At 34.8% G+C, this 12,270-nt stretch carries 14 protein-coding genes and 1 riboswitch; of the genes, 8 read left to right on the forward strand and 6 right to left on the reverse strand.

Going from position 1 to position 12,270, the window contains the following annotated elements; all coding sequences use genetic code 11:
* Positions 1-53: 53 nt before the first annotated feature.
* The 5 genes from odhB to ACIQXJ_RS07220 all read left to right on the forward strand — a co-directional run bounded on the left by odhB (position 54) and on the right by ACIQXJ_RS07220 (position 5,195).
* Positions 54-1,304, forward strand: a complete 1,251-nt coding sequence (gene odhB, locus ACIQXJ_RS07200) for a 2-oxoglutarate dehydrogenase complex dihydrolipoyllysine-residue succinyltransferase (protein WP_403051444.1) — start codon at positions 54-56, stop codon at positions 1,302-1,304.
* 348 nt (positions 1,305-1,652) lie between these two features.
* Positions 1,653-1,838, forward strand: a riboswitch (Lysine riboswitch).
* Between the two features lie 119 nt (positions 1,839-1,957).
* Positions 1,958-2,809 (forward strand): transporter substrate-binding domain-containing protein, encoded by an 852-nt coding sequence (locus ACIQXJ_RS07205; RefSeq protein ID WP_403051447.1) that lies wholly within the window; start codon positions 1,958-1,960, stop codon positions 2,807-2,809.
* Between the two features lie 325 nt (positions 2,810-3,134).
* Positions 3,135-3,860, forward strand: coding sequence for an amino acid ABC transporter permease (locus ACIQXJ_RS07210; protein ID WP_403051450.1), 726 nt, complete (start codon positions 3,135-3,137; stop codon positions 3,858-3,860).
* A gap of 13 nt (positions 3,861-3,873) precedes the next feature.
* The gene (locus ACIQXJ_RS07215) at positions 3,874-4,605 is read left to right on the forward strand and encodes an amino acid ABC transporter ATP-binding protein (RefSeq protein WP_401011762.1); all 732 of its coding nucleotides are present in this window, start codon (positions 3,874-3,876) and stop codon (positions 4,603-4,605) included.
* Positions 4,606-4,997: 392 nt separating this feature from the next.
* Entirely contained in the window at positions 4,998-5,195 is a 198-nt protein-coding gene (locus ACIQXJ_RS07220) for a DUF6501 family protein (RefSeq protein ID WP_340824510.1), read from the forward strand.
* A gap of 66 nt (positions 5,196-5,261) precedes the next feature.
* Here ACIQXJ_RS07220 and ACIQXJ_RS07225 read toward each other — a convergent pair whose 3' ends face one another.
* From ACIQXJ_RS07225 to ACIQXJ_RS07240, 4 genes are all read right to left on the reverse strand, one after another.
* Positions 5,262-6,335: a toxic anion resistance protein gene (locus ACIQXJ_RS07225; protein WP_403051454.1), complete on the reverse strand. Its 1,074-nt coding sequence runs from the start codon at positions 6,333-6,335 to the stop codon at positions 5,262-5,264.
* The gene (locus ACIQXJ_RS07230) at positions 6,332-6,982 is read right to left on the reverse strand and encodes a 5-bromo-4-chloroindolyl phosphate hydrolysis family protein (RefSeq protein ID WP_403051457.1); all 651 of its coding nucleotides are present in this window, start codon (positions 6,980-6,982) and stop codon (positions 6,332-6,334) included. Before ACIQXJ_RS07230 ends, ACIQXJ_RS07225 begins: the two co-directional genes overlap by 4 nt.
* 270 nt (positions 6,983-7,252) lie before the next feature.
* Positions 7,253-7,534, reverse strand: a complete 282-nt coding sequence (locus tag ACIQXJ_RS07235; RefSeq protein ID WP_403051460.1) for an acylphosphatase — start codon at positions 7,532-7,534, stop codon at positions 7,253-7,255.
* A 42-nt stretch (positions 7,535-7,576) separates the two neighbouring features.
* Complete coding sequence (locus tag ACIQXJ_RS07240; protein ID WP_403051462.1) at positions 7,577-9,304, reverse strand: methyl-accepting chemotaxis protein; 1,728 nt, start codon at positions 9,302-9,304, stop codon at positions 7,577-7,579.
* 82 nt (positions 9,305-9,386) lie between these two features.
* Between ACIQXJ_RS07240 and ACIQXJ_RS07245 the strand changes: the two genes are divergently transcribed.
* The 3 genes from ACIQXJ_RS07245 (at position 9,387) to ACIQXJ_RS07255 (ending at position 10,820) form a co-directional block, all read left to right on the forward strand.
* A complete protein-coding gene (locus ACIQXJ_RS07245) occupies positions 9,387-9,713 on the forward strand; it encodes a DUF1033 family protein (protein ID WP_403051465.1) in 327 nt (108 codons plus the stop codon).
* A 222-nt stretch (positions 9,714-9,935) separates the two neighbouring features.
* Positions 9,936-10,136 (forward strand): cold-shock protein, encoded by a 201-nt coding sequence (locus ACIQXJ_RS07250; protein WP_403051468.1) that lies wholly within the window; start codon positions 9,936-9,938, stop codon positions 10,134-10,136.
* 204 nt (positions 10,137-10,340) lie between these two features.
* Positions 10,341-10,820: a YkvA family protein gene (locus ACIQXJ_RS07255; RefSeq protein ID WP_403051471.1), complete on the forward strand. Its 480-nt coding sequence runs from the start codon at positions 10,341-10,343 to the stop codon at positions 10,818-10,820.
* 154 nt (positions 10,821-10,974) lie between these two features.
* On the opposite strand, the gene ACIQXJ_RS07260 is transcribed toward ACIQXJ_RS07255, so the two are convergent.
* Positions 10,975-11,502, reverse strand: coding sequence for an EexN family lipoprotein (locus ACIQXJ_RS07260; protein ID WP_403051474.1), 528 nt, complete (start codon positions 11,500-11,502; stop codon positions 10,975-10,977).
* A 480-nt stretch (positions 11,503-11,982) separates the two neighbouring features.
* Positions 11,983-12,264 carry a hypothetical protein gene (locus ACIQXJ_RS07265; protein ID WP_403051477.1) on the reverse strand — a complete coding sequence of 94 codons (282 nt, stop codon included), beginning with the start codon at positions 12,262-12,264 and terminating at the stop codon, positions 11,983-11,985.
* Positions 12,265-12,270: the final 6 nt, after the last annotated feature.

A 12,270-nucleotide genomic window follows, 5' to 3' on the forward strand; every position in this document is an offset into this window, starting at 1 on the left:
AGCCCTTTTATGTGCATGATACGCATGCACGTTAATCAAAGGAGGAAATGAAAGTGGCTGAAATTAAAGTCCCTGAATTAGCAGAATCGATTACAGAAGGTAGTATTGCACAATGGGTTAAAAAAGTGGGAGACCGCGTGGAAAAAGGTGAATTCATCGTTGAGCTTGAAACAGATAAAGTAAATGCTGAAATCATTTCTGAAGAAGCTGGGGTGTTAACACAAATTTTAGCTGAAGAAGGCGATACTGTTCTAGTAGGTCAAGTAATCGCAGTTGTAGAAGCGGGCGAAGGGGCAGCACCAGCACCAGCAGCAGCAGCAGCACCAGTTGCGGAAGCACCAACACCAACACCAGCAGCACCTCAAGCGGTAGCAGCACCAACACCAGCAGCACCTGTTGTAGAAGAAACTTCTGGCGAGCGTGTAATTGCATCTCCTGCTGCACGTAAACTTGCTCGTGAAAAAGGTATTGATCTTGCAGCTGTATCTCCAGTTGATCCACAAGGTCGCGTACGTGTACAAGACGTTGCAGCTCACGGTACAGCACCTGTAGCAGCACCTCAAGCAACACCAGCAGCACCAAAAGCAGTAGTAGCTGTTGACGAGTCACGTGTTACAGTTGAAAAAATGAGCCGTCGTCGTCAAACAATTGCTAAACGTTTATTAGAAGTTAAGCAATCGACTGCTATGCTTACAACATTCAATGAAGTAGATATGACAAATGTTATGGCATTACGTTCTCGTAAAAAAGATCAATTCTTTGAGTCTACTGGCTCTAAGCTTGGTTTCATGTCATTCTTCACAAAAGCTGTTGTTGCAGCACTTAAAAAATACCCTTATGTGAATGCTCAAATCGTTGGCGATGAAATTCACTTAAATAACTTCTTTGATATTGGTGTAGCTGTATCAACTGAAGAAGGTTTAGTAGTACCAGTTGTACGTGATGCTGACCGCAAAAACTTTGCTGAAATTGAAGATTCAATTGCAGACTTAGCTAAAAAAGCACGCGATAAAAAATTAGGTTTAGCTGATCTTCAAGGTGGTTCATTCACAATTACAAATGGCGGTGTATTCGGTTCATTAATGTCAACACCTATTATGAATGGTACACAAGCTGCTATTTTAGGAATGCACTCAATTAAAAAACGCCCAGTAGAAGTAAATGGCGAAGTTGAAATTCGTCCTATGATGTACTTAGCATTATCTTACGACCACCGTATTATCGATGGTAAAGATTCTGTAGGCTTCCTTAAAACGGTTAAAGAGTTACTTGAAAATCCAGAAGATTTATTATTAAATTCTTAATTCAATAAATTATGTGTTCAAACCCTGCAAACTTAACTGTTTAGCAGGGTTTTTCATTTTAGATTGATTTCCCCTTTAATGAAATTTACTTGATGGTATAAATGGCCTTTATTGGACTGGGAAATCGATTCTTATGGTTTATAAATCTTGTTGTTTATAATAAAAATTTGTGAAATGATGGCAAACATAGTTAATGTTATTCTACTTTATTTATGGATTTTAAAAGGATTATAGACTAATTTTGTAATTAGTCAGAAAAATGATAAAACTATCTTGACGACTATGCTAGCTTTATAGTAATATCTATATAACAATTAAATAAACAAACCTCACTTTTGTTTTTGTTTTTTGTGAGGTAGAGGCGCGGTATTTATTAGTCCATTGCTGAGTATAAGCAAGCGAAGACGTAATGGAGAAGGAAATATCGCCGAAGTATAAAAGGAGCTCGTACTTTTATGCTGGGTCTGCAGTGAATAAGTGCAGGACTGTCCTAGTAAATTTAATTCCAGTTTACTAGGTTGTGCTATCTCGGATACATGGAAATTATAGTGAGGATTTGGGCAACTGTCAATAAAAGGTAAGACCTAAGTTCAAAACTTAGGTCTTTTTTTGTACAGTTGCTTTATTTTTTTTACAGAAAAGGGGAGTTTTAGATGAAAAGAAAATGGTTGTTATTTATGTTAACAGCAATGACAGCAATCTTGTTAGCGGCTTGCGGTACTGGTGACAAGGATGAAAAGACAACAGGTGATGGTTCAAAGGAAGAAACTGGTGGAGAATTCCGCATTGGAATGGAAGCAGGTTATCCACCATTTAACTGGACTCAGCAAGATGATGCAAATGGAGCAGTAAAAATTGCTGATAATGCAGAGTATGCAGGCGGTTATGATGTACAAATGGCGAAAAAAATCGCTGAAGGTTTAGGTAAAAAATTAGTAGTTGTAAAAATGGAGTGGGATGGTTTAGTACCTGCGCTTCAGTCAAAAAAAATCGATGCGATTGTAGCAGGGATGTCTCCAACAGAAGAACGTAAACAAACAATTGATTTTACTGAAAACTACTATACTTCTGATTTTGTAATGGTTATTAAAAAAGGTAGCAAGTATGAAAATGCAAAATCAATTCAAGATTTCTCAGGCGCAAAAGTTACATCTCAGCTAAATACATCTAACTATAATGTTATCGATCAAATTAAAGGTGTAGAAAAGCAAACAGCGATGGAAAACTTCTCTGCAATGCGTGTAGCGCTAGAAGCTGGCAAAATTGATGGCTATGTAGCTGAACGTCCAGAAGGTATTTCGGCAGCAGCAGCTAATGACAAATTCACATTTGTATCTTTTGAAGAGGGATTTGATACAGATATTTCAAATACTTCAATTGCAGTTGGTTTACGTAAAGGTGATGCTAGTCTAGATAAAATCAATGAAATTTTAAAAGGTATTTCAGAAGATGATCGCCAAAAAATTATGGAAGAAGCTATTCTTCAACAACCTGCAGCTCAGTAATGCAAAAAGTGATAGGGTTGTCCTTAACAAAAAAACAGCATACTGGCAGTTCCGAGTATGCTGTTTTCTCCAAGAGAAAATTCACCTACAACATATGAAAAGAGAAGTTGATTTTTACTAATTGAAAGTCGTGACATTTTACTAAGAGCGACTAGGACAACCTTTATCATATTTAGTTTGTTCAGAGAGGAAGTCATTCTGAATAAAGTCATGTCTAAGAAGTGTGTCACATATTTTGAATAAAGCAAATTAATTCAAATGAAGAGATGATTTCACTAAAGGCATAATTGATATAAAGCAACAACACGTTGTTAGGAGGAACATCATGAGTTTAGAATGGATCATTTCTATTATAGAAAACAACTGGCAAATGTTTTTACGAGGTGCGTATTATACGTTACTCATTTCAACAATCAGTACAATTATTGGTGCATTCATCGGATTTTTTATTGGGATTATGCATACCATTCCAGTTCGTAAAAAAAGTATAAAACATTTTTTATTAAAATTAATTAATTTTATACTGACATGCTATGTTGAATTTTTCCGTGGTACACCAATGATTGTACAGGCAATGGTAGTATTTTACGGATTAGATATTGCTTTTGGTATCGATATGCACTTCATTACTGCCGGTATTTTAGTCGTTTCACTGAATACTGGTGCTTATATGGCTGAAATCGTACGTGGTGGGATTGTCTCTATCGATAAAGGTCAATATGAGGCTGCTTCTGCGATTGGCATGGGGCATGTGCAAATTATGATGCATGTTGTATTACCGCAAGTTGCACGCAACATCTTACCAGCAACAGGAAACCAATTAATTATGAATATTAAGGATACGGCCGTTTTAAGTGTAATTGGTGTAACGGAATTATTCTTTCAAACAAAATCGATTTCGGGTAACAACTTCCGTTATTTCGAATCTTTCTTTGTCGCATGTGTGCTTTATTTCATTATGACATTTACGGCTTCAAGAATTTTACTATATGTAGAAAAACGTCTTGACGGTCCGGATGCTTATCACAAAGAACTGAAAGAAATTGACTAGGGGGAACGAACAAATGGCAATCATTCAAATAGAACATTTAAGTAAATCATTTGGTCGTAACCAAGTATTAAAAGATGTGAATTTTAAAGTAGAAAAGGGAGAGGTTGTATGTCTAATCGGTTCATCCGGATCCGGCAAGTCAACACTCCTTCGTTGCATTAATTTACTTGAAACGCCAAATGGTGGGGAAATTATTTATAAAGGGGAAAATATTTTACACGCAAAGCATAACATTCAAGCTTATCGTACGCATTTAGGAATGGTTTTCCAACAGTTTAATTTGTTTAACAATCACAATGTGCTTAAAAATTGTACAGTTGGACAGGTAAAAGTGTTAAAACGTTCAAAAGAAGAAGCTGAAAAAACAGCTTTAAAGTATCTTAAAATCGTCGGGATGGATCAATATGTGAATGCAAAACCTCGTCAACTTTCTGGTGGTCAAAAGCAACGTGTGGCCATTGCACGTGCATTATCTATGAACCCAGATGTAATGCTTTTTGATGAGCCAACATCCGCTCTAGATCCAGAAATGGTTGGGGAAGTGTTGAAAGTAATGCGTGAGTTAGCAGATGCTGGAAATACGATGCTGATTGTTACACATGAAATGGAGTTTGCGAAGGAAGTTGCAGACCGTGTTGTGTTTATGGATAAAGGTGTAATTGTTGAGGAGGGTCCTCCTTCAAAGGTGCTAGTAGACCCGGAACACGAACGTACAAAAGAATTTTTAAAACGAACGCTGAAGTAAGTTTTATAGTATTTCAATTGTTTTCATATGTTTGTATAAAATAATGCCTAAAAAAGTGAGTCCAGAGCGAAGGACTCACTTTTGCTTATCGTATCCGCACGCAGCGGAAATCAACGGCAATAGACAACTATACTTATTTTCTAGAATTCCATTCTGCATATAAAATGAAGCAAATGGCAAATGCGGCAGCGATGATAAAAAACCATTGTGGAACTCCACCGAAACTCATAACAACACCTCGAGTATAAATTTTATAGTATCAAATAAGCAAACAATTCGTTATTAAGGACAAAATATAGACTTCTATAGTTTTTTCTCCACAAAAGAGCCAAAATCGTATAAAATAAACAATAGATGTTAGCTAATGGCTAGTAAAGAGAGGTAGAGAATTTATGTTACATTTAAAATGGAAAGATGCACCAACACTTCGTACAGTTACTTGCAAACACACGAACGCATCTAAATATTTAGTATCAAACGTATTAACAGTTGGGAAAGAATATGAAGTGAAAAATGAAACAGAAGAGTTCGTTTTCATTATTGACAACACTGGTAATATTGGTGGTTACTATAAAGAGTATTTTGCATAATAATATAAAGGGGTGTCTCACATAATTGCTGAGACACCCCTTTATATAATTTAGCGCCCCATAATATTATTCCATCGTTTTTGATTGTTTCATGCCAGCTACATCTTGTTGCAGATGTTGTTTTTCCTTTTCGGTAGCTGTATGTAAAGCAAAAACATCTTGAATGGCTATTTTAAGCTCTTGTTGTGTTTCTTTAAATTTCGATACCTGTTGTTCAAAAGATGGGCTTGTAAATCGTTCATTTGTGCGTGCTAGTCGTTCTTCTAGCTGTGCATAATGAGAATCCATATTCATCGAAAGCATCATAGCTAATTGATTTTTCCAAAGAGGAATAAGTGTGACGATTGAAAACTCGATTTTCTCAGCAAGTGTTTGATTTGCTTGTTGAATCATGCGTATTTGAGGTGCTGTTTGTAATGCTACCTGTTGGGATACTTGTAAATCATATATACGCTGATCAAGACGTTCAAGTTGCGCCGTGAAATCATTGAGCTGTTGAATAGCGAGCGGTTGTTTAGTCGCTTGCACGATGCTGACTTTTGAAGGTAGCTCAAATTCAATAGCCTGGTGTTTTTTCATCTGTCCAGCCGCAATGGCAGTTGCTAACTCTTCAAAAAAACCTCGATTATGTGTGTACAATTGCTCTAGCAATTCAACGTCTCTTATTAGCTGTAGCTGTGCACGTTCGAGTTGGACGCCTATTCGTTCTACTTGAATACTAATTCGTTCAAACTCCGTAAGGGTTTGTTTAACAGTTGGCTCTGTTTTACCGAACATTTTTTTTAAGAAGGAAGGTTTTTTAGGCTCTAATGCAGCAGGGTCTACACGGTCTAACGTTTGCATTAATGAATCAAGCATCTGTCCGATTTTTGTGACATCCTTATCCTTTACTTGTGCAAGCATGCGATCTGCAAATTGAGAGACGGCGCGTTGAGAGTCTTGGCCTAAAGTTAACACTGATTCAAAATTAGTTAGGTCAATTTGACTTGCATATAAAAGTGCTCGACTTTGAGCAAGAGGTGATAGCGTTTCATAGGTAGTCATTGCCTCTTGATTTGACGATTCTAAATAGGTTTGTACAAGAGGTGAGATTCCTGGCAACGATTCTAATGGAAAGATAGAATCTCTGTTAGCTGTCATTTTTCATCGCCTCGCCAGTCCAGTTGTTCTTTTCTTCTTAAATTGGAACGGTTCGCGAATTCAATTTCCATTTGAAGATGATCAATATCATTTGAAAGTGCATCTTTCAGGTCAATTTGAAATGTAGAATTTAAATCCGATAACGTTTCGCGCGTTTTTGATAAAGTTACTTGGATTTCTTTATCTTTGACAGGTTGCTTTGATAGCATTGTATACTTATCAGTCAATTCAACTGCAGAAGGGAGGTGCGCATAAAAAAACGGCTCCACATTGTAAAACTTTTGCGGATCAGTTTTTACAATTTTAACGATATTTTTTGAAATACGAGTCATTTCAAGTAATTGTTTAAAAGCAGAAACTGAACGTACGCGTAAATAGTTTTGACTTAATGTTTGAATATGCTTGTTTGCCGTTGATAGCTGTAATTCTATATGTTTGTACTCATCCTTCGAAATACCAGCTATGTGCATAACTTTTCTTTTTTGATTATGTTTTAGCAACGTTGTACTCGTTGCATATGTTCCAGCGAACAATAAACCACCAAGGAAGTATCCTGGATTTGCTGCAAACGCTGTGATAGAAACAGTTGATAGAGAAATTAAAAGGCTAGCGGTATGTCTAGAGAAAAACTGTCCTATACTGAGCATAGTTTCTTCCTCCTTGCTTTTCAGTATGTCTATCTTCTAATACGTAATAATCGACATAAAGTTTCAATAATAATAATAGTGCTTTCTTTAATTTTACTGCTGTTTGCTAAGTTTCTCAATGAATACACCTGCGCAAAAGCTTTAAACTTGCCTAATGGTGTACTTCTAACCTTTATAGTATGTTCGATTTATAAAAAGACCATTACCAATAGTCCGTTAATCTTAAGTTTTTGTTGCGTTTAAAGGGAAGTAGAAAAAAAGAAGCCAGACTTATACAATGTCCGACTCCATACGTACATAACCTTTTAAATCGTCGTAAAGTTCTAAAGTAAATGAGTTAGAGTCTGCCTGAGGGCTAACACCCTTTTGAACAAATAGTAGAAATTCGTCAATTGCTTTTTTTGAGCCTTCTACTTCTACTTCAATTTGGTCTTGTGCATTTAACTTGCAATAACCTTTTAAACCAAGCTCAATTGCTTTTTGTTTAATAAAAAAGCGATAGCCTGTCCCGTAAACATCTCCAAAAAATTTAATCAGCGCTCTCTTGTTCACGCTAAAACCTCCCAAAAGTAGTAGAGGGATAATCCCTCTAACTTACTGCATAACACGTTCTTTTTCCAAATAAGTAATTAAGTTATTAATAAAGAATAGAACTCGCTCAGAAGCTTCATCCACCTCTTTCAAATGGTCTTCCGCTTTTTTAATATTACCAGCTTTAAAGGCTTCTGCAGCCAGTTTGGCAGATTGGTGAACTCGTGAGTGATATTCATCTAAATCACGATAATCCTGTAAATGACCTAAGCGTTCCACAGTACGGGAAGCAGTATACCATTTACCTAGACGACATTCCGTATGTGTAGATACATCACTTGGCTGTACTTCTTCTAAACCAAGGAACATATTGTAAATACGCCATTTCCATAAAATATGATCAGCTTTAGAAAGTTGTAATAGGGCAATTGAAGAAAGCTGGACATTATTATTTGAAATAATGTCATTACGGAAACGGTTAATCTCTTTTCCTAATAAGTGAATATCGCTTGATGTATTAGAACTATAGTTGCGAATATCATCTTGAAGGTTAGAAATTTCAATCATTCTGGCAGATACTTCATCAATTGCGGCAGCTTGCTCCTGCGAAATCGCAGCGGTATTCGTCACATCAAGATTAATGCCTTCAATTGCGGCAACAATGGCATTTAACAAAGGTAACGATTCCTTTGCCTCAATTGTTGCTTCTTTAATAATAGATGTTGTTTCTGTAATAGAGTGCGACACATCATTGGAATAACTTTTTAGATGGTGAACATTTGTAGAAACTTCACTCAGAGCAGTAACGGTGCCTTCAGCCAGCTTACGTACTTCTTGTGCAACAACTGCGAACCCTTTACCATGTTCACCAGCACGAGCAGCTTCAATCGAAGCATTCAGTGCTAGTAAATTTGTTTGATCTGCAATTTGGTTTATCAAAGTTACAACGTGTTCAATATCATTTACACGTTTTTGTAATTCAGTAAACGAGTCAACGATCGTTGTAAACGTTTCTTCTGTTTTGAAAATTTCAGATAAAGCATGTTCTATCGCATTTTTTCCTTTAACGGCATGGTCAACTGATTCCGTTGTTTTCTCTGATATATGAGAAGACATTCGGGCTACTTCATTAATCGAAGCGGCAATTTCCTCAGTTGCAGCTGTAGATGATTGGATTTCTTCATTTTGCTTGTCTAAGCTATATACTAAATCTTTCATGTACATAATTTTCGCATTGACATCCATTAGTGAAGAAATTTCAGAGACAACGTTTTCAACAATTCGCTCTGTTAATACTTCTACAAGCAATTCTTGGTCTACATTGACGGCTGATTGGAAAGATTTCATATACTCAAAAGCTTTGTTTGGTTTTAAACCAAAGTTATGTAAAATATATGTTGTAATATAAAAGGCAAATTGATTGAAAACAACGATTAATTTACCAGGTTCATATTGGTTTTTTCGAAACAAATTAAAAAACTTTACTGTTTCATTTACATATTCATCATCACGAGTTGCTAAAAAAAATTGAGTTAAATATTGATTTATATTTTCTTCGCTAATCGTTTGTTGGGAGGAGGGAGAGATCTCACTTAAATAATTTTTAAATATTGCATTCATAGAAGGGGTAATATCTTTCAATTTATAAAAGAGTGCTCTTAAATTTTCTTCATCTTGTGAATTAAAGTGATTAAAAGCTAATGTCTTATTGAATCGGCCTGTTGCACTTAAATTTGTTCCACGTTTTAATAATTCATCTAGTTCGGCCTTAGGTCGAATACTTGAAAACATAAAAAAACCTCCAAAATAAATAATGAATAATAAGGTAATAATAGCATATTGCAGGGTGTTTTAATAGACATTTCAGGAGCGTTTGCTAAAATTAGAATATCTTATTACAGCAAGGAATGTGGCAAATATGTATATAATACTTTACATGAAAGCTGATTATGAGCCTTGGTGGAAATTTGAAGGCTGGGAAGCTTTTATTCAAACGAAAGAAACGTTTGAAACAAAAGAACAATTTGAGCAAGCATTACAACGGAAATTAAATCATTTCCGATCAGCATACGAACATGAGGCGAGTAAGGAGGGTGGATATTGGGCATTTTGGTCTGAAGATGAAAGCTTTTACTGCGAGGCCTGTGATGATGATGCACAAGTATATCATGGCATAATGGTATTTGAAGAGCATAATTAAAATAATTTTCAAATTAATTAAAAAAACAATTTTCTTTATTTGACAAAATTATGAATGGTGGTATACTTAACTTAACAATTTAATTGCTTCACCGGAAACATGGATTCACATATTACAAAAAGTGATCGCGTTAGTTCGGTACTCTTTGTAATATGTGAATTTTTTTAATTCGTTGAAGAAATTACATATTGTTCACTTTTATTTTTTTGGAGGTTTTTTTACATGAAACAAGGTACAGTAAAATGGTTTAACTCAGAAAAAGGTTTTGGATTCATCGAAGTTGAAGGCGAAAACGACGTATTCGTACACTTCTCAGCTATCCAAGGCGAAGGTTTCAAAACACTTGACGAAGGTCAAAAAGTGGAATTCGAAGTTGTAGATGGCAACCGCGGACCACAAGCTGCTAACGTAAATAAACTTTAATTCTCAGTAATTAAAATTACTTTCGTTAAAAAAAGCACCCTATATTAATAGGGTGCTTTTTTCTATACTTTTCGGCAAATGTCACATAGAAAATGCTGGTATTTTACTATTGACTTACACTATAACAACCCCTTTTTACCTACAGTTACGATTAATTTTTTGATTTTTGGGTAATAGGTAAAGAGAGCAGGAGGAGGAAGATCAATGGACGACTACCGAAACATTCCTAATGAGCAGGAGCAAAAAGATTTTTATCAAAAATTGCGAAAAAAATTGGAACAATTTCTTGTGTCAAAGGCGGGGATGAAGCACAAATATGCTGATTATTTATTGTTCGTTCCTGATATTTTTCATTTATTAATTAAGATAGTAGCAGATCCTGCTATCGATTCGAAAAGTAAGTCATTAATTGGCGCTACAATCGCGTATTTTATTTTCCCAATGGATTTTCTACCAGAAGGTATATTTGGCTTTGGGGGCTTTCTCGATGATATTATGCTGGCCACTTTTGTCCTCAATATGACAATCAATAAATTAGGTCCAGAAGTAATCGAAAAACATTGGACAGGGGATGAAAAATTACTTGAGCTTTTACAGAAAATCACGGATAAGAGCAATCAATTCTTAAGTAAAATGCCTGTAAAATCAATATTTACTAAATATATTAAAAATAAATCTGAATAATATTATTATGTAAACCTAATTTAAATGAATGACTATTGAGAATAACTTAAAATTTAATAAATAAAATAAGAAAAATCCCTACTTACTCTAAGTAATTTAAGTAAGTAGGGAATTTGGTGTACAGACTTCATGATATTCAAAATTGATATTTATCTTAATTCGATGGTTTTTCTGAATCGATTTTAATAGTTGTAGTTGAGGTTGATTCTTCATATGAAAAAGTGATTTTATAATCTAATACTACATTATTTTCTATTTGACGAATGGATGTAGTTACAGCACCATTACCAACATAGGTTAACTGGCTGTTTTCATCTATTTCGTAAGTTTTTACACCCTCTACTTCATTCACCGCAAAGCATATTTTTCTACTCAAATCATCGTAAATAAAAGCAAGATTACTACTATTATTTGTCTCTTTATCGTAAAAAGAAATAACGGCTTTTAACAATGGTATTTTATCATCTTTCACTAAGACGTAATCATAGATTTCATAGTTACTGAAATCTTTATCTGATTTAAAGGTTGCTATAGCATCCTCAGATGTATTTGTCTCATCTATTGTTGGATGTGGGTCTAAAGAAGATTTTGGACGTATTATGCTACTCTTATCTTCTTCAGAACATCCAGATAAAAATATAAATCCTAAAAATAAAATCGTAATAAACATAATTTTACTCAAAATGATCTCTCCTTCGGTCAAATAAAAATAACTATTGCCTTACTAATAAAATTCCTCTTTCTTCCTTAACTTTTAAGTCATTTTAGAATAAGATAGGGCGGAGAATCATTTAGAGCTACTAAAAAAATAAGACGAGTATTTAGAAATCATGATGTGTTTATGTTTAGCCGTAATACCCTTAGTTTGTATATGTATAACAACATACAGTTTGACCAATAACACCGATTAATGTAATAGCTATTGCATCCTTAGTGGAGGGGAGGAACAGGAGTATGGTTTTTACTTTTTTGTTACGTGCCATTCAAGAGCACATTATTTGTAATTTTAACTTTCTTCTTTAATCTTACAACAAAAATTTAACCCCGTCCTAAATTTAGAACAGGGTTATCGTTATTTGTGCTATTAAAAATTAATTTCTAACTAGTATTGTGAATTTCATTTTCAATGTTCCATTCGCTGGTCGGTGTGTTGTGTAAAAAATTATAATTTGACCTTAACCTCGGTCCCGTCTTGCGCTTTAACATCTACAAGTATAATACCTTTATAATTTTTCAGTTCATTGACAATAGGTGTAAGTATTTCTTTATCTATAAGTGGGATAGTAAAGTCTATTTTTTTTCTATCGAAATGCTCTTTTGTCCATTTGTTTGCAATTTGCTGAACGAACTTTGAAAATAAGATAGAAATAAGGATGTTTAAAATTGCATATGGAATAGGGATAGTAAAATTTAAGCCTTTTGTTTTCACTTTTACATGCATCATAAGCAA

The sequence above is a fragment of the Lysinibacillus sp. NPDC097868 genome (assembly GCF_044761135.1).
Lineage (GTDB): Bacteria > Bacillota > Bacilli > Bacillales_A > Planococcaceae > Lysinibacillus.